Here is a 16663-nt window from a genome sequence, read left to right on the forward strand (position 1 = left end):
AGGGCGCGGTTTTTTTTCGTCTATCGCGATTGCGGCGTGTTGCTGCGTTGCCCGTCAGGCGCGCTTGAAGATCGATTCCAGATCCAGCGCCGACGTGGGAGTCGCGTGCAGGTCGAGCGAGTGCTCGATGTGCTCCAGATGCTCGCGCATCAGGTCGTGCGCACGCTTGGCATCGCCGGTGGCGATCGCTTCGGTCAGGGTGTCGTGCTCGTGCTCGGGGCAGGCGGGCAGGCCGGGGCGGTCATAGAGCGTGATGATCAGGCAGGTGCGTGACACCGCCTCCCGCGTCAGCCGTTCCAGCACATGGTTGCCGGCCATCTCTGCAATGAGGACGTGATATTCGCCGGACAGACGGATGGTGGCCGCCCGATCGCCGCGTTCGCGTGCGGTGTGTTCAGCTGCGATGTGTTCGCGCAGGCGTTTGGCTTTTGCCGGCGTGCACGCGTTTGCCAGCATGCTGGCCAGTTCGGGTTCGATGATGCGGCGCGTCTGGAAAACGTCGCGCGCCTCTTTCACCGAAGGCTGCGCGACGAACGCGCCCTTGTTCGGCACGAGGGTCACCAGATGCTCATGCGCCAGACGCGCCAGCACCTGGCGGATGCGCGGCCGGCCGGCGCCCGTCGCTTCGCACAGCCGTTCTTCGACCAGCTTGGTGCCGGCCGGCAGTCGGTGCTCCATGATGGCCGTCAGCAGGCCCTGGTAAATCGGTTCGGCAGCTGGTTGGCTGTCGGCAGGTTCCCGTGCGGGTGCGGGCATGGCAGGTGGCGGTGCAGAAGAAAAAGCGGAATGGTGCATGGTAGCAAATGCGCCACTCCGCTTTGCGCTACGCCAACGCAAACGGGGCAAGCATCCCTGTATAGGGTTTCGGAAGCGGCCGGGCCCAGTCGCCGCGCTTGCTGGTGGAAAGCCGCATGCCGACCAGTGCTTCGACCAGCTTCACGGCAGCCACCACGCCGTCGATGACGGGCACGTGCAGCTCGGCGCTCAGGTCTTCGCACAGGTCGGCCATGCCGGCACAGCCGAGCACGATGCAGTCGCTGCGGTCTTGCGCAAGCGCGCTGCGGCAGGCTTCCAGGATGATCTGGCGCGCGTTCGAGCCGGGCTTCTCCAGATCGAGCACGGGCAGGTCGCTTGCATGGACGTTGCGGCACGCATGCCGCATGCCGTAGCGCTCGGCCAGGTGCCAGGCCATGCCGACGGTGCGCTCGAGCGTCGTCACCACGCTGAAGCTGTTACCGATCAGGCTGGCCATGTGCATGGCCGCTTCGGCGATGCCAATGACCGGGCCGTGCGCGAGTTCACGCGCGGCGTAGAGGCCCGGGTCGCCAAAGCAGGCAATGACGTAGGCATCGGCGCCATCGCGTTCGCCGTGGCGGATTTCTTCCAGGATGCCGGGCACCGAGAGCGCTTCGTCGTAATGGCTTTCGATGGAAGCCGGGCCCATCTTCGGGCTCACCGCCGTGATGCGCGTGCCCGATGCGGCCGCGGCTTGCGCGCAGCGGCCGATGAGCGCGGTCATGCTCGTCGTGGTGTTGGGATTGATGATGCGGATGTCCATGTCGTTGATGCGTGGATGACGCCGGTTAGCGGGAGAGGGTGCCTTGCTTGCGGCTGAGCACGGTGTAGAGCACCAGCGCGATGCCCACGCCGATGAACCAGCTGTAATTGGCCAGCACATGCAGCCGTTCGAAGACCACGCACGCCATCGGAATCAGCGCGGACGGGATCATCGTCCAGATGGCGGCGGGGTTGTAGCCGTTGCGGTACCAGTAGCGGCCCGTGGGGCGCAGGGTGTAGAGATCGTCGACATGCACCTGCTGGCGGTGCACGAAGTAGTAGTCCGCGATCAGGATGCCGAACAGCGGGCCGATGAACGCGCCCAGCACGTCGATCGTGTAGTGGATCACCTCGGGGTTGTTGTAGAGGTTCCAGGGCGTGATGAAGATCGACGCGACTGCCGCGATCATGCCGCCCGTACGCCAGCTGATGTGCTGCGGCGCCACGTTGGAAAAGTCGAACGCCGGCGACACGAAGTTGGCGACGATGTTGATGCCGATGGTCGCGATCATGAAGGTGAGCGCACCCAGCACCACGGCCGTGATGTTGTCGATGCGGGCAACCACGGCGACGGGGTCGGAGATCATCTCGCCAAACACCGGCAGTGTGGCCGACGTGGTGATGACCGTCAGCAGCGCAAAGCCGAGAAAGTTGACCGGCAGCCCCCAGAAGTTGCCGCGTTTGACGGAGGTGAAATCCTTGCCGTAGCGGGAGAAGTCACCGAAGTTCAGCATCGGGCCGGAGAAGTACGACACCACCAGCGCGATCCCGCCGAGCACCACCGGCACGGCATCCCAGCCCTCGTATTTGAGAAAGGAAAGCGTCAGGTTGATGTTGTTCCAGCCGGCCTTGTGCACGAGCCATGCGGCCAGCGCGATCATCACCACATACACCGCCGGGCCCGCCCAGTCGATGAACTTGCGGATCGATTCCATGCCGTGCCAGAACACGAACGCCTGCAGCACCCACAGCAGCATGAACGCCGCCCAACCGAGCGTCGACAGGCCGACAAAGCCGTGCTGCGCTACGTCGGCATACGGCGCGAGCTGCGGCATGAACTTCAGCGCCAGCACGATGAACGCGCTCGATGCCAGATAGGTCTGGATGCCGTACCACGCCACCGCTATCAGCCCGCGGATGATGGCCGGAATGTTCGCGCCCCGCACGCCGAACGACGCGCGACAGATCACCGGATACGGCGTGCCGGTCGCCTGGCTGGGTTTGGCGACGAGGTTGCAGAACACCTGCACGATCACGATGCCCACCAGCAAGGCAAACAGCACCTGCAGGCTCGACAGACCGAGCGAGAACAGGCTCGCCGCCGTCAGATAACCGCCCACGCTGTGCACGTCGGACATCCAGAACGCGAAGATGTTGTAGGTGCCCCAGGTCTGCTTGCGTAGCGGGGCGAGATCTTCGTTGGTGAGCCGCGGGTCGTAGTGCGGCTTGATGATGACGTTGGAATGCGCGTGCGGCGATTCAATCGCCTGCGCCGCCGAAGCGGTGGTCGTGGTCATGCTGTCTCCTTTGGTTTTTTTGCCGGTTTCAGGACCGGGCGATCTTGTGCGCAAGAATGTACACAACTTGTTTTTGTTTTGTGTACAAAGTTGTATGCGTCAGGAAGCCAAGAGTCAAGGAGAAAAAAAAGCCGCCTGAAAAGGCGGCTGGATATCGTGCTTGCGGGGGGAGGGCGCTTCAGCGGTAGACGATCACCGGAATCTCGGTATGCGTGAGCACCTTCTGCGTTTCGCTGCCGAGCAGCAGCCCGGCGAGCCCCCGCCGGCCGTGCGAGGCCATGAAGATGACGTCGCAGCCATGGCGTTCGGCCGCGTCGATGATGCCCATGTACGGGACGGCGAAGCAGCTCATGTCGGTGTCGCACGTGATGCCGGCGCTGACGGCGGCGTCTTCCACGTCCTTGAGGACTACGCGCGCCTGCGCTTCGACGCGCTCCTTGAACGCCTGGGGTGTCTCCACCACGATCTCGGAAAACGGCGTGTACGGGTATTCCTCCAGGCAGGTGTAGGCCGTCAGGCGCGCGCCCAGCGTCTTGGCAAAGTCGAGCGCCCCTGCCACCGCCTTGCGCGACAGCTCGGAACCATCGGTCGGGATGAGGATGTGCTGGAACATGCGGCCTCCTGAGGTGGGATGCGGGAAGACGTTCTTGTCTTGATTGTAGGCCGCATGCGGTGTTTCACCCACTCGGGGTGAGTGCTAATCCATCCCGATCAAGGTATCTGCCCGGCGCCAGTAGGCCGGGTTGCCGTACGTGTTTTTGAGGAAGTCGATGAACAGGCGCACGCGCAGCGGCAGGTGCTTGCGCTGCGGGAACACCGCGTGGATGCCGATCGGCGGCGCTTCAAAGGCGTCGAGCACCGTCACCAGCTTGCCTGTGGCGATGTCGTGCCCGACCTCCCACCATGAGCGCCACGCCAGGCCATACCCTTGCAGGCACCACTCGCGCAGCACGGCGCCGTCGGTACATTCCATCGTGCCCGACACCTTCACGGTGACAGCCTTGCCGCCTTGCTGGAAGACCCAGCCGCGCTGCACGTTGGCGCTGGCGCCAAAGGCCAGGCAGTTGTGCGCGGACAGCTGCTCCACCTGCGTCGGAACGCCACGGCGCTCCAAGTACGACGGCGCGGCCACCACCACCCGGCGGTTTTCCCACAGGCGGATCGACACGAGGCTCGAGTCGGGCAGGTCGCCCAGACGGATCGCGCAATCGAAGCCTTCGTTGACGAGGTCGACGACGCGGTCGCCCAGGTCCAGCGTCATCGAGACATCCGGATGCGTCTCGATGAAGTCCGGCACCATCGGCGCGACATGACGGCGGCCGAAACCGGCAGGTGCGGTCACGCGCAGATGCCCGCTGGCTTTCACGCCACCGGCCGAGACGCTGGCCTCGGCGTTATGCAGGTCATTGAGAATGCGCTGGCAATCTTCGAGGAACGCCGATCCCTCGAACGTCAGCGTGATGCGCCGCGTGGTGCGGACGAGGAGTTTGACCCCGAGGCGTTCTTCCAGCGCGTCGATGCGGCGGCCGATGATGGCAGGCGCCACGCCCTCAGCGGCGGCGGCGGCAGATAGGCTGCCGCGTATTGCGACGGCGACAAAGGTTTCGAGCTGCTTGAAATGATCCATGCCTGATGTATACCGTGCCGACCGGGGCCTGCGGGATTGTGACGAATATAAAGGTTATCACTCGTCATTCCGTCGGTAAAAGTTAAAGATCAAGTGACCATTGCCGTCTTTGTGCGGTGCGTCAGCTTTTCTACAATGGCCCTCGTTGCGAAGGTCGGCAAGGCGTTCTGCGTAATGAAACGTCAATTGCGGGCCTTCGGGTCCGTGGAGCTTCAGATGGGTTCGATTCGCGCGGTGGTTTTCGATGCCTATGGCACGTTGTTCGACGTGTATTCCGTGGCCGCGCGCGCCGAGCAACTGTTTGCGGGCAAGGGCGAAGCGCTGTCGGTGCTGTGGCGCGACAAACAGATCGACTACACGCGCATCCGCTCGCTGGCCGGCCCGTCGGGCGAACACTACAAGCCGTTCTGGGACATCACCGTCGATGCGCTGCGCTATGCGGCGGCACGCCTCGGCGTCGAGCTTTCCGCCCACGACGAGGCCACGCTGATGCGCGAATATGCGTGCCTGTCGGCGTTTCCCGAGAACGTGCCTGCGCTGCGCCGCCTGCGCGAGATGGGGCTGCCGCTGGGCATCCTCTCCAACGGCAACCCCCAGATGCTCGACATTGCCGTGAAGAGTGCCGGCATGTCCGGGCTGTTCGATCACGTGCTGTCGGTCGATGCGGTCAAGCTCTACAAGACCGCGCCGCAAGCCTATGCGCTGGCGCCACAAGCGTTTGGTGTGCCGGCGGAACAGATTCTGTTTGTCTCGTCCAATGGCTGGGATGCCTGCGGCGCGACGTGGTACGGCTTCACAACGTTCTGGATCAACCGCCTGGGGCATCCGCCCGAGGCGCTCGACGTGGCGCCCACCGCGGCCGGCCACGACATGCGCGATCTGCTGCAGTTCGTGCAGGCAACACAAGCGACGTAAGGCATTGCATTTAATCGGTCCAACCATAGGGCCGAACCCGTTCAACCCTCACATCATCCTCTGGAGAACAACCATGGCGCTCACGCTGCCCCAAGGCATGGAGATCAAGGCCGAGATTCTGCCGGCCTACGAAGACATTCTGACCCCCGAAGCGCTGGCGCTGGTCGCCAAGCTTCACCGTGCCTTCCAGCCGCGCCGTAAGGAGCTGCTGGCTGCGCGCGTCGAGCGCGCCAAGCGCCTGGACGCCGGCGAGCGCCCGGATTTCCTGCCGGAAACGAAGGCTGTGCGTGAAGGCGACTGGAAGGTCGCCCCGATCCCGCCGGCACTGCATTGCCGCCGTGTGGAAATCACTGGCCCGGTCGATGCCAAGATGGTCATCAACGCGTTCAACTCGGGCGCGGACAGCTACATGACCGACTTCGAAGATTCGAACTCGCCGAGCTGGCACAACCAGATCCAGGGCCAGGTCAACCTGAAGGCCGCCATCCGCCGCACGCTGACGCTGGAGCAAAACGGCAAGATCTACAAGCTCAACGACAAGATCGCCACGCTGCAGGTGCGTCCGCGCGGCTGGCATCTGGACGAGAAGCATGTGCTGATCGACGGCGAGCGCGTGTCCGGCGGCATCTTCGACTTTGCGCTGTTCCTGTTCCACAACGCCAAGGAGCAGATCGCACGCGGCGCCGGCCCGTTCTTCTACCTGCCGAAGATGGAAAGCCATCTGGAGGCGCGTCTGTGGAACGACATCTTCGTGATGGCGCAGAACGAGATCGGCCTGCCGCAAGGCACGATCAAGGCCACCGTGCTGATCGAGACCATCCTCGCCGCGTTCGAGATGGAAGAAATCCTGTACGAGCTGCGTGAGCACAGCGCGGGCCTGAACGCCGGCCGCTGGGACTACATCTTCTCGTGCATCAAGAAGTTCAAGGTCGACAAGAACTTCTGCCTGGCCGACCGCGCCAAGGTGACGATGACCTCGCCGTTCATGCGTGCCTACGCGCTGCTGCTGCTCAAGACGTGCCACAAGCGCGGTGCACCCGCCATCGGCGGCATGAGCGCGCTGATCCCGATCAAGAACGATCCGGAGAAGAACGCCATCGCCATGGCCGGCATCATCAACGACAAGAAGCGCGACGCGACCGACGGTTACGACGGCGGCTGGGTGGCACACCCGGGCCTGGTCGAGCCGGCCATGAAGGAATTCGTGGCGGTGCTGGGCGACAAGCCGAACCAGTTCGAGAAGCAACGTCCGGACGTGGAAGTGAAGGCTGCCGACCTGCTGGACTTCCAGCCGGAAACGCCGATCACCGAAGCTGGCCTGCGCATGAACATCAACGTCGGCATCCACTACCTGGGTGCCTGGCTGGCCGGCAACGGTTGCGTGCCGATCCACAACCTGATGGAAGATGCCGCCACGGCGGAAATCTCGCGCTCGCAGGTGTGGCAGTGGATCCGCTCGCCCAAGGGCAAGCTGGAAGACGGCACCAAGGTCACGGCTGAACTGGTGCGCAAGCTGATCCCGGAAGAATTGGCCAAGGTGAAGGAGACGGGCGCGGTGGGCCAGTTTGACCGCGCTGCAGAAATCTTCGAACAGATGTCGACGTCGGAAGACTTTGCCGAATTCCTGACGCTGCCGCTGTACGAAGAAATCTAAAAAAAATCGCTCACGGTCCTACTGCGCGCCCCGATCTTGGCTCTGCGATGCTCGCCGTACTCATGTACGGCTGCGCTTCTCGCGCCAACCTCGGGTCGCTCGCTACGGACCGTGAACGCTTTTTAAGCGACGCTTGGGTCGCAACGGAAACGCCGGCTGGGGCAACCCGCCGGCGTTTTTCATTTGGCGCAAGGCAGGCCAAGCCGCGCGATAATGTCACGAAATCTTGTGGAGGCCGCTTTGCGCTTTGAACACCTGGTGGAAGTCAACGATCCACTGAACCCCCTCATCGACACGCTGACCCTGAACCAGATCTGGCAAGGCCTGGTGCTGCGCGTGCGCGAGCAAACCGAATTTGTCGAAAGCCTGGACGAATGCATCATCACCGCTGAAGGCGACGGCTGGGTCGAGCGCGAACTCGTGTTCGGCAAGGCGCGCATCCAGGACCGCGTGACGCTCGAGCCGCACAAGCGCGTGACCTACACCACCGCAGCCACCGGCGAACACGCTGGGGGCTCGCTGACCATGACGATCGAGAGTAACGAGGCCAACGCGGCGTTCATCCGTTTCGTCTACGACACCACGCTGCCCAACGCCGACGAAACCGGCGACACGCGCTACGCCGAGATCGTCAAATCCGCCTACCGCGAATCCGACATCGACACCGTGCGCCGCATCCGCGAGATCGCCGCCACCGGCCGCCTCGGCTGACGTGTCGCACCCCGGCCGGCGCGGGAGGAGGCGCCGGCCGGGTTTGCTCTGCCTGCACCCTGGTCGTCTCACATATCACGACAACGAGACCATGACGACATTCACGCCCACCCTGGAGGCGCTGCGCGCGCGTTACGGCGAGCGCTTCAAATGGCTCGTTCTCTTCACGCTGATGGTGGGTGCGGTGTCGTCCGTCATCTCCGCCACGATCGTGAACGTGGCGATCCCTGATCTCAGCCGGCATTTCGTGCTCGGGCAGGAACGCGCGCAGTGGGTGTCAGCCAGCTTCATGGTGGCGATGACGTTGTCGATGCTCCTCACACCGTGGCTGCTGCTGCGTTTCGGACTGCGTCGTACGTTTATCGGCGCGTTGCTGCTGCTGGGTGTCGGCGGGCTGGCGGGTGGCCTGTCGCCCAATTACGAAGTGATGATCGCCATGCGCGTCGTGGAAGGGATTGCAGCCGGCATCATGCAGCCGCTGCCCAACATCCTGATCCTGCGCGTGTTTCCGGAGCGGGAGCAGGGCAAGGCGTTCGGCCTGTTTGGCTTTGGTGTTGTGCTGGCGCCGGCCGTGGGCCCGAGCGTCGGCGGTTTCCTGGTGGAGTTGTTCGGCTGGCGCTCGATCTTCTTCGTGGTGATGCCCTTCACGCTGATCGGCTGGGCGATGGCGCGGCGCTTCATGGCCATCAATTCGTCGATGGCGGGCGAACCCAAGCCGCTCGATTGGCGTGGCCTGCTGCTGATCGGCGGTGCGACCGTCACGCTGCTCAACGGACTGGTCGCGCTGCACGGCGATGTGACGCACGGCGTTGTGCTGATGCTCGTGTCGGCCGTGTGCCTGGCGGGCTTCGTGTTCTGGCAGCGGCGGGTGGAGTCGCCGTTGCTCAACCTGCGGCTGTTCAGCTACCGGCAGTTTGCGATGGGGGCGGTCGTGGCCTTCATCTACGGGGCGGGGCTGTACGGCTCGACGTACCTCGTGCCGGTGTATATGCAGGTGGCGCTGGCCTATGCGCCGTCGCGCGCCGGGCTGGTGCTGCTGCCCGCCGGCCTCGTGCTGGCCGTGACGATCATGCTGGCTGGGCGGCTGACCAATCGCATCGAGCCGTTCCGGCTGGTGTCCTTCGGGCTGGCAGCGCTGGCGCTTTCGTTCTTCCTGATGGCGACCAACACCCGGGCAACGAGCTACTTGCTGCTGATCGCCATCGCCGTCATCGGACGGATCGGGCTGGGTTTCGTGCTGCCGTCGCTGAGCCTGGGCGCCATGCGCGGTGTCGATTTCACGTTGATCGCGCAAGGCTCCAGCGCCGTCAATTTCCTGCGCCAATTAGGCGGGGCGATCGGCGTGTCGGCCACCGGTATCTTTCTGCAATGGCGGCTCGCCACGCGCGGTATCGAAACGGTGCACGGTGCGGCAGTCGACCCCGAGGCGCGCATCCTGGCCTTCGACGAGACCTTCGTCTTTCTCGGCACGCTGTGCGCACTGGCCGTGCTGGCTGCATGGCGCATGCGCCGCCGCGAGCTGCCGTCCGCCATTCCTGCAGCGCAATAAAAAACCGGGCACGAGGCCCGGTTCTTCGTTGGCGATTCGACGATCAGGTCGTTGCGCCGCTCTTCAGTTCTTCGACGAGGTCGATGTATTTTTGCTTGGCCTCGTCCTGCGACGTGCCTTTCAGGCCTTCCCACGCCTCGAATTTGTAGCGGCCGACGATGTCGGTAAAGCCCGGCTTGTCGCCGTGCGCATCGCCTTCGGCGCCTTGCTTGTACAGCGCGTACAGGCGCAGCAGCGTCATGTTGGCGGGGCGCTCGGAGAGGCCCTTGACGTCGATTTGGGCTTGGTCGAAACGGGCTTGCAGGTCGCTCATGATGATTCCCGGCTGAAAACAATGGTCTGGCGATGATAGCGCCGGGGTTCGGCGGTCGGGCCGTTTGAATTCGAGGACGGCTTCGGTTTTCTGCGCGACGTTTGGCCCGGTTTTCCGAGGCGCAGCCACGGGTTTGCGCATTCAGGCGCCACACCAGCCGGTACAATGCCGCCATGCCCTGGATTCTTGCTTTCGATACCTCCACCGAGTTCTGTTCCGTCGCCCTTGGTGACGGCACGCGCACGCTGTTCCGCCATGAACACACCGGCCCGCGCTCCAGTAGCCGCGTACTGCCGGCGGCTTCCGAATTGCTGGCCGAGGCGGGCATCGCCCTGGCCGATTGCGCTGCGATTGCTTTTGGCGCCGGGCCGGGTTCCTTCACGGGGCTACGCACAGCGTGCGGCGTGGCGCAGGGTTTGGCGTTTGGTGCGGATCTGCCGGTCGTGCCCGTCAACTCGCTTGTTGCCTGTGCCGAGCAGACGCGCGCAACGTTGCCCGCCGGCACGGCTGTGACCATCGCCCTCGATGCGCGTATGGACGAGTGCTACTGGGCCAGCTTCATTCCCGCCGATGCCGCGCAGGACGCATCCGGCTGGCATGCGCTTTCCGCCATCCAGGTCAGCGGGCCCCAAAACATTGTCGCGCCGTCGCAGCCGTATTGGCTGGCGGGCAATGCCGCCGCGGTGTTCGGCGATCAGTTGAGCATCGCTGCAGGGGCCGCCGCTGTGTTGCCCGAGGTCGCGCCGCACGCCCGGGAAATCATCGCCGTGGGTCTGCGCCTCCTGGCCGCCGGCCATACCGTGCGGCCTGAAGATGCGGCGCCGCTCTATGTCCGTGACAAGGTCGCGCTCACCATTGACGAGCGACAAGCGGTGCAGCAGGCCAAGGCTGCCGCAGGTACCCAGCCATGAGCCTGATCGACAACGCACTGGCCCGCGTCATCACGCAGACGCCGCTGCCTGCGGGCTGGCGCGCAGAGCGCATGACAGCGCTCGATCTGGCAGGCGTTGCGGCGGTGGAGCAGGCGGCGTTCACGTTTCCCTGGTCGCGCGGCAACTTTGAGGATTCGCTCAAGTCCGGCCACCTCGGCATTGTTTTGCGTGATGGCGGCAACGAGGTCGCGGGCTACCTGATCCTCATGCCGGTGGTGGACGAGATGCACCTGCTCAACGTGACGGTGGCACCGGCGTGGCAACGGCAAGGCCTCGGCCGTTGGCTCATGCGTCTGGCCACGGCGCTCACGTTGGTGCATGGCTTCGGCAGCCTGCTGCTGGAAGTGCGTCCCTCCAATACCGGCGCGATTGCGCTGTATCACCGTATCGGGTTTGCCGAGATCGGCCGGCGCAAGCGCTATTACCCGGCCGAAAACAACACGCGCGAAGATGCGCTCGTCATGCGCATGGTGTGCGAGGCGAGCGGGGTGGAGGCCGCATGAATCGTCGATCCCGAATGCTGGAAGCGCTGGGTGTTTCGACCGAATGGACTTTGCGCGGGGCTGGGCCGGCCGAGGTGGAGGCCGTCAAGGCGTCTGTCGCCGAGCCGGTCGCCGTGGAGGTGGAAGTCGATTCGTTTGTCGCTGCCGAGTCCGAACCGGTGCGAGTTGAGCCGCCTGTCATGGAGGCGGAGGTGCCATCCGACACGGCTGCCCCACGCGCCCAGCGCATCGCCGCGTTCGATTGGGCACAGCTCGAAGCCGCCGTTTTCAACTGCACCTCGTGCAAGCTGTGCCAAGGCCGCACGAACACCGTTTTCGGCGTTGGCGATCGCGAGGCGGAATGGATGCTGATCGGTGAGGCGCCTGGCGAGCAAGAGGACAAGCAGGGCGAACCGTTCGTCGGCCAGGCCGGCAAGCTGCTCGACAGCATGCTGCGATCGATCGGCCTGTCGCGCGAGAAGGGCGTGTTCATCGCCAACGTGCTCAAATGCCGCCCGCCGGGCAATCGCGACCCGGAGCCGGACGAATCGGCCATGTGCGATCCGTATCTCAAGCGTCAGATTGCGCTGGTCAAGCCGCGCATCATCGTGGTGCTGGGGCGCATTGCGGCGCAAAATCTGCTGCAGACGCAAACGCCCGTCGGCAAGCTGCGCGGCAAGGTGCACGAAGTGGAAGGCGTGCCGGTGGTGGTGACCTATCACCCGGCCTATCTGCTGCGCACGCTGACGGACAAGGCGCGTGCCTGGGAAGATCTCTGCCTGGCGCGCAAGGTCTACGCGGAGCGCGGCGGCCAGTAGTTGCCCGCCGGTGCGGCGGGCACTGCGTCAGTGGTGCTTGTCTTCGCCGATGAGCGCGGCGGTATGGAAGAGCTTCTCGTTGACGCGGTGCCGGCGCATGACCAGCGCCATCGTCAGGCAGACGAAGACACCGAACGACACGATCACCACGCCCACCGACACATTCAGCTTGATGAGCAGCGCGTACAGGCACAGCATCAGCAGCACCGAGACGTTTTCGTTGAAGTTCTGCACCGCAATCGAGTGCCCGGCCGAGAGCAGCACGTGCCCGCGATGCTGCAGCAGTGCGTTCATCGGCACCACGAAAAAGCCCGACATGGCGCCCACCAGCATCAGGAACAAGTAGGCGATCATCATGTACAGCGGCAGCTTCATCGCGCCGATGTGGAATGTGATCTCGGGAATCGTATGCTTGGTGTAGAACGCCATCAGCATGACCACCGCGCCCATTGCCACGCCCACTGGCAGCACGTCGAGCGAGCGGCGCAGCGGAATCTTCACGGCGGCAGCCATGGCGCCGGCCGCCACGCCCACTGCCACCACCGCTTGCAGAATGGCACCCTGCGACAGGTTCAGCTCCAGCGATTGCTCCGCCCACTTCAGCACGATGAATTGCAGCGTGGCGCCCGCGCCCCAGAACAGCGTCGTCACCGCCAGGGATATCTGGCCCAGCTTGTCGTGCCACAGGGCGTTGAAGCAGTCGGCAAACTCCGAAATGAGACGTACCGGATTCTTTTCCTGCTGCGGATACCGTGCACCGGTATCGGGAATGCGCGTGTTGAACAGCGCCGCGATCAGGTAGATCACCATGATCACCAGCATGGCCGCTTCGGCGGGGGTATCGATGCGCTCGAGCCCGGGAATGTCGAACGACAGCAGCCAAGCCGACACATGATTGGAAATCAGCGCCCCGCCCAGCACGGTGCCCAGGATGATCGAGCCGACGGTCAGCCCTTCGATCCAACCATTGGCGGCGACAAGTTTTTCAGGGGGAAGGAGTTCGGTGAGGATGCCGTACTTGGCGGGCGAATAGGCCGCTGCACCAAAACCGACCACGCCATAGGCGAGCAGCGGGTGCAGACCGGTGAGCATCACGCCGCAACCGACCAGCTTGATGGCATTGGTGATGAGCATCACCTTGCCCTTGGGCCGGGAATCGGCAAACGCGCCGACGAAGGCGGCAAGTAGAACGTAAGAGAGCACGAAGAACAATTTGAGCAGCGGGGTCATCCACTGCGGCGCATGCATCTCTGTCAGAAGGGCGATGGCGGCAATGAGCAGCGCATTGTCGGCGAGCGACGAAAAAAACTGTGCCGCCATGATGGTGTAAAAGCCCTTCTTCATACCTTCGAATTCGTCCCCGTAGACCGCGGTGCCATGTTCGTCTTCACGTCCTGCCGGCAGCGTGCCGGCACTCGGAAGCGCCCCCCGGGGGTGCCGGCCAAGCGGTGCGTCGGCTGACCGGCCGCGCAGCGCACAGGTGCGCGGAGCCGGCATTGAAGCCAGCGCCCGCGAGGGCTCCCCTGATTGTGGTTCCCTTGGACGGGGCCCTTGCGGTGCTGCAAAACACGCATCGCCGGGCAACCTCGGGAATCTTCACTGACAGGCGTTCGGGCCATGCGTTCCGCCCGCAGCTTGTTTTTGATCTCGCCTGTTTGCATGGTCAAACCGGATGTGACGCCACAGCGCAAAAAGAAGTGGCTGGTGCCCAACTTTCTCCATGCCCGCAGCGCATCACGACGGTTTTCCCATGCCTAAATTGAACGGCTTTATATCACGAAACTTGTGCCCTTCCGGTGACGGCCGCGCACTTTCTTTTTTGGCACGCTGATGACAGACGCGAACCAGTTAGCGTCCTGTGGTCAAATAGAACGCTCATCGCGTGAGCCCGGGCGCACGGCCCGCTCACAGCCTGTTTGCCTGTTGCATTGCAGCACCGACGCCGCGCCACGAGCGCGCCATCGCATTCACGTTTTGCAGGTTTGCCGTCATGCCAAGACCCATCCAGGCCGTCATCCACGGCCCAGCACTTGCCAATAATCTCCAGGTTGCCCGCCGCCACGCGCCCAACTCGCGCGTGTGGGCCGTCGTCAAAGCCAACGCGTACGGTCACGGCATCGAACGCGTATATGAAGGCCTGCGCCAGACCGACGGTTTCGGCCTGCTCGATCTGGACGAGGCCGTCCGCCTGCGCCAGCTCGGCTGGCAGGGGCCGATCCTCCTGCTCGAAGGTTTCTTCAAGCCGGAAGATCTGGCCATCGTCGAGCAGTACCGCCTGACCACCACCGTCCACTGCGAAGAGCAACTGCGCATGCTGGAACTGGCACGCCCGAAAGGGCCCATCAGCGTGCAGCTCAAGATCAATACGGGCATGAGCCGCCTCGGCTTCGCGCCTGCCGCCTACCGCGCCGCCTGGGAGCGCGCCCGTGCCATTTCGGGCGTCGGCACGATCGTTCACATGACGCATTTTTCCGATGCCGACGGCCCGCGCGGCATCGAGCATCAACTCATCGCGTTTGAACAGGCCACGCAAGGTTTGCCGGGCGAAGCGTCGCTCTCCAACTCTGCGGCGACGCTGTGGCATCCGAAAGCGCATCGCGACTGGGTGCGCCCGGGCGTGATCATGTACGGCGCATCGCCGACGGGCGTGGCGGCGGACATCGACGGCACGGGCCTGATGCCGGCCATGTCGCTCAAGAGCGAGCTGATCGCCATCCAGGATCTGCAGCCCGGCGCGACGATCGGTTACGGCTCGCGTTTTGTTGTGGAGCACCCGATGCGCATCGGCATCGTCGCGTGCGGTTATGCCGACGGCTACCCGCGTCATGCGCCCGGTTGGGACGGCAACCATACGCCGGTGCTGGTCGACGGCGTGCGCACGCATATCGTGGGCCGCGTGTCGATGGACATGATCACCGTCGACCTGGCTGGCGTGCCCGAAGCGCGTGTCGGCACACCGGTCACGCTGTGGGGCGAAGGTTTGCCCATCGACGACGTCGCGCAGGCGTCCGGCACCGTCGGCTATGAGCTGATGTGTGCATTGGCGCCGCGCGTGCCGGTGTCGGTTGAACCGGTCAGCACGGCAGAGGCCGGCGACCTGGGCAAGGCTGCCTGAGCGCAGCATCGTCAATACAAAGATCAAGCGGCGGCCGCCCATGCGCGGCGCCGTAAGCAGGGGGTTGTTTGGCCAAGAGCAAGACGGTCTATACGTGCACCGAATGTGGCGGCACGGCACCGAAGTGGGCGGGGCAGTGCCCGAATTGCCAGCAGTGGAACACGCTGGTGGAAACCGTCGCGCAGCCGACGTCCGGCGCCGGCGCGCGTTTCCAGTCGCTGGCATCGAGCGCGACGGTGCGCAAGCTGTCGGACATCGACGCGGTGGATGTGCCGCGCTTCTCCAGCGGCATCGACGAGTTTGACCGCGTACTGGGCGGCGGCCTGGTCAGCGGCGGAGTGGTGCTCATCGGCGGTGATCCCGGGATCGGCAAATCGACGCTGTTGCTGCAGGCGCTGTCCAACCTGTCGACCGACCGGCGGGTGCTGTACGTAAGCGGCGAAGAATCCGGCTCGCAGATCGCGCTGCGTGCACGGCGCCTGGGCATCGAAAGCCCGAACCTTGCGCTGCTGGCAGAAATCCAGCTTGAGCGCATCCAGGCGACCATCGAGACGGAAAAGCCGGAAGTCGTCGTCATCGATTCGATCCAGACGCTGTATTCTGAGGCGCTGACCTCGGCGCCGGGCTCCGTGGCCCAGGTGCGCGAGTGCGCGGCGCAGCTGACGCGCATTGCCAAGCGGCTGGATGTGACCACCATTCTGGTCGGCCATGTGACCAAGGAAGGCGCTCTGGCGGGCCCTCGTGTGCTCGAACACATTGTCGATACGGTGCTGTATTTCGAGGGCGATACGCATTCCGCCTACCGGCTGGTGCGTGCGTTCAAGAACCGTTTTGGCGCCGTCAACGAGTTGGGCGTGTTTGCAATGACGGAGCGCGGCCTGCGCGGCGTGGCGAATCCGTCGGCGCTGTTCCTGTCGCAGCACGAGCAGGTGGTGCCGGGTTCGTGCGTGCTGGTAACGCAGGAAGGCACGCGGCCGCTGCTGGTCGAAATCCAGGCGCTGGTGGATACGGCCAACGTGCCGAATCCGCGCCGCTTGGCGGTGGGGCTGGAACAGAACCGGCTCGCGATGTTGCTGGCGGTGCTGCACCGTCATGCCGGCATTGCGTGCTTCGATCAGGACGTGTTTCTCAACGCGGTGGGCGGCGTGAAGATCACCGAACCGGCGGCGGACTTGGCGGTGCTGTTGGCGATCCACTCGTCGATGCGCAACAAGGCGCTGCCGCGCGGGCTGGTGGTGTTCGGCGAGATCGGCCTGGCCGGGGAAATCCGCCCGACGCCGCGCGGCCAGGAGCGGTTGAAGGAAGCCGCCAAGCTGGGCTTCTCGATTGCCGTGATCCCGAAATCCAACGCCCCCAAGCAGGCGATCGACGGGCTGGAGGTCATTGCCGTCGAGCGCATTGAGCAAGCCATTGACCGGGTGCGCTCGCTGGAGGCTTGATCGTTCAATATTTCGCAACGGTATCGCTGATGCC

General features: G+C 64.3%; 16 protein-coding genes. 9 read left to right on the forward strand and 7 right to left on the reverse strand.

The window, feature by feature from the left end:
* Window positions 1-54: 54 nt before the first annotated feature.
* The 5 genes from R2669_RS19400 to R2669_RS19420 all read right to left on the reverse strand — a co-directional run bounded on the left by R2669_RS19400 (window position 55) and on the right by R2669_RS19420 (window position 4701).
* Entirely contained in the window at window positions 55-756 is a 702-nt protein-coding gene (locus R2669_RS19400) for a GntR family transcriptional regulator (RefSeq protein ID WP_316901754.1), read from the reverse strand.
* Window positions 757-823: 67 nt separating this feature from the next.
* Window positions 824-1558, reverse strand: coding sequence for an aspartate/glutamate racemase family protein (locus R2669_RS19405; protein WP_092970622.1), 735 nt, complete (start codon window positions 1556-1558; stop codon window positions 824-826).
* A gap of 25 nt (window positions 1559-1583) precedes the next feature.
* Window positions 1584-3074 carry an NCS1 family nucleobase:cation symporter-1 gene (locus tag R2669_RS19410; RefSeq protein ID WP_316901755.1) on the reverse strand — a complete coding sequence of 497 codons (1491 nt, stop codon included), beginning with the start codon at window positions 3072-3074 and terminating at the stop codon, window positions 1584-1586.
* A gap of 178 nt (window positions 3075-3252) precedes the next feature.
* Complete coding sequence (locus R2669_RS19415; protein WP_027677510.1) at window positions 3253-3687, reverse strand: universal stress protein; 435 nt, start codon at window positions 3685-3687, stop codon at window positions 3253-3255.
* Between the two features lie 84 nt (window positions 3688-3771).
* Complete coding sequence (locus R2669_RS19420) at window positions 3772-4701, reverse strand: LysR family transcriptional regulator (RefSeq protein WP_316901756.1); 930 nt, start codon at window positions 4699-4701, stop codon at window positions 3772-3774.
* 216 nt (window positions 4702-4917) lie between these two features.
* On the opposite strand from R2669_RS19420, the gene R2669_RS19425 reads away from it, so the two are divergent.
* The 4 genes from R2669_RS19425 (at window position 4918) to R2669_RS19440 (ending at window position 9530) form a co-directional block, all read left to right on the forward strand.
* Window positions 4918-5616: a haloacid dehalogenase type II gene (locus R2669_RS19425; protein WP_316901757.1), complete on the forward strand. Its 699-nt coding sequence runs from the start codon at window positions 4918-4920 to the stop codon at window positions 5614-5616.
* 73 nt (window positions 5617-5689) lie between these two features.
* On the forward strand, window positions 5690-7270 hold the full coding sequence (aceB, locus tag R2669_RS19430) for a malate synthase A (protein WP_316901758.1): 1581 nt from the start codon (window positions 5690-5692) through the stop codon (window positions 7268-7270).
* Between the two features lie 240 nt (window positions 7271-7510).
* Window positions 7511-7981, forward strand: coding sequence for an SRPBCC family protein (locus R2669_RS19435; RefSeq protein WP_232042998.1), 471 nt, complete (start codon window positions 7511-7513; stop codon window positions 7979-7981).
* 91 nt (window positions 7982-8072) lie between these two features.
* The gene (locus R2669_RS19440; protein WP_147216586.1) at window positions 8073-9530 is read left to right on the forward strand and encodes a DHA2 family efflux MFS transporter permease subunit; all 1458 of its coding nucleotides are present in this window, start codon (window positions 8073-8075) and stop codon (window positions 9528-9530) included.
* Between the two features lie 43 nt (window positions 9531-9573).
* Here R2669_RS19440 and R2669_RS19445 read toward each other — a convergent pair whose 3' ends face one another.
* Window positions 9574-9843, reverse strand: a complete 270-nt coding sequence (locus R2669_RS19445; RefSeq protein ID WP_004626591.1) for an acyl-CoA-binding protein — start codon at window positions 9841-9843, stop codon at window positions 9574-9576.
* A 173-nt stretch (window positions 9844-10016) separates the two neighbouring features.
* Between R2669_RS19445 and tsaB the strand changes: the two genes are divergently transcribed.
* Genes tsaB through R2669_RS19460 form a run of 3 tightly spaced genes read left to right on the forward strand, consistent with a single transcriptional unit; the run spans window position 10017 to window position 12075 of the window.
* A complete protein-coding gene (tsaB, locus tag R2669_RS19450; protein WP_316887696.1) occupies window positions 10017-10754 on the forward strand; it encodes a tRNA (adenosine(37)-N6)-threonylcarbamoyltransferase complex dimerization subunit type 1 TsaB in 738 nt (245 codons plus the stop codon).
* The gene (gene rimI / locus R2669_RS19455; RefSeq protein WP_316901759.1) at window positions 10751-11278 is read left to right on the forward strand and encodes a ribosomal protein S18-alanine N-acetyltransferase; all 528 of its coding nucleotides are present in this window, start codon (window positions 10751-10753) and stop codon (window positions 11276-11278) included. Before tsaB ends, rimI begins: the two co-directional genes overlap by 4 nt.
* Complete coding sequence (locus tag R2669_RS19460) at window positions 11275-12075, forward strand: uracil-DNA glycosylase (protein ID WP_316887699.1); 801 nt, start codon at window positions 11275-11277, stop codon at window positions 12073-12075. Before rimI ends, R2669_RS19460 begins: the two co-directional genes overlap by 4 nt.
* Window positions 12076-12102: 27 nt before the next feature.
* Here the strand turns inward: R2669_RS19460 and lplT are convergent, their stop codons facing one another.
* Window positions 12103-13419, reverse strand: a complete 1317-nt coding sequence (lplT, locus tag R2669_RS19465; protein ID WP_147216594.1) for a lysophospholipid transporter LplT — start codon at window positions 13417-13419, stop codon at window positions 12103-12105.
* 646 nt (window positions 13420-14065) lie between these two features.
* Here lplT and alr point away from each other — a divergent pair.
* Both alr and radA read left to right on the forward strand, forming a co-directional pair.
* Complete coding sequence (gene alr, locus R2669_RS19470) at window positions 14066-15190, forward strand: alanine racemase (protein WP_147216596.1); 1125 nt, start codon at window positions 14066-14068, stop codon at window positions 15188-15190.
* Window positions 15191-15258: 68 nt separating this feature from the next.
* The gene (gene radA / locus R2669_RS19475) at window positions 15259-16629 is read left to right on the forward strand and encodes a DNA repair protein RadA (RefSeq protein WP_009238271.1); all 1371 of its coding nucleotides are present in this window, start codon (window positions 15259-15261) and stop codon (window positions 16627-16629) included.
* Window positions 16630-16663: the final 34 nt, after the last annotated feature.

Source organism: Ralstonia edaphi (assembly GCF_958350185.1).
Taxonomy (GTDB): Bacteria; Pseudomonadota; Gammaproteobacteria; order Burkholderiales; family Burkholderiaceae; genus Ralstonia; species Ralstonia edaphi.

What these genes read in the sequence shown, in the direction of transcription:
- R2669_RS19440 (WP_147216586.1), top strand. Translation starts at nt 8,073, where the DNA reads ATGACGACATTCACGCCCACCCTGGAGGCGCTGCGCGCGCGTTACGGC.
- tsaB (WP_316887696.1), top strand. Translation starts at nt 10,017, where the DNA reads ATGCCCTGGATTCTTGCTTTCGATACCTCCACCGAGTTCTGTTCCGTC.
- lplT (WP_147216594.1), bottom strand. Translation starts at nt 13,419, where the DNA reads ATGAAGAAGGGCTTTTACACCATCATGGCGGCACAGTTTTTTTCGTCG.
- alr (WP_147216596.1), top strand. Translation starts at nt 14,066, where the DNA reads ATGCCAAGACCCATCCAGGCCGTCATCCACGGCCCAGCACTTGCCAAT.
- R2669_RS19445 (WP_004626591.1), bottom strand. Translation starts at nt 9,843, where the DNA reads ATGAGCGACCTGCAAGCCCGTTTCGACCAAGCCCAAATCGACGTCAAG.
- R2669_RS19425 (WP_316901757.1), top strand. Translation starts at nt 4,918, where the DNA reads ATGGGTTCGATTCGCGCGGTGGTTTTCGATGCCTATGGCACGTTGTTC.
- R2669_RS19460 (WP_316887699.1), top strand. Translation starts at nt 11,275, where the DNA reads ATGAATCGTCGATCCCGAATGCTGGAAGCGCTGGGTGTTTCGACCGAA.
- R2669_RS19405 (WP_092970622.1), bottom strand. Translation starts at nt 1,558, where the DNA reads ATGGACATCCGCATCATCAATCCCAACACCACGACGAGCATGACCGCG.
- R2669_RS19420 (WP_316901756.1), bottom strand. Translation starts at nt 4,701, where the DNA reads ATGGATCATTTCAAGCAGCTCGAAACCTTTGTCGCCGTCGCAATACGC.
- R2669_RS19400 (WP_316901754.1), bottom strand. Translation starts at nt 756, where the DNA reads ATGCCCGCACCCGCACGGGAACCTGCCGACAGCCAACCAGCTGCCGAA.
- rimI (WP_316901759.1), top strand. Translation starts at nt 10,751, where the DNA reads ATGAGCCTGATCGACAACGCACTGGCCCGCGTCATCACGCAGACGCCG.
- R2669_RS19415 (WP_027677510.1), bottom strand. Translation starts at nt 3,687, where the DNA reads ATGTTCCAGCACATCCTCATCCCGACCGATGGTTCCGAGCTGTCGCGC.
- R2669_RS19410 (WP_316901755.1), bottom strand. Translation starts at nt 3,074, where the DNA reads ATGACCACGACCACCGCTTCGGCGGCGCAGGCGATTGAATCGCCGCAC.
- aceB (WP_316901758.1), top strand. Translation starts at nt 5,690, where the DNA reads ATGGCGCTCACGCTGCCCCAAGGCATGGAGATCAAGGCCGAGATTCTG.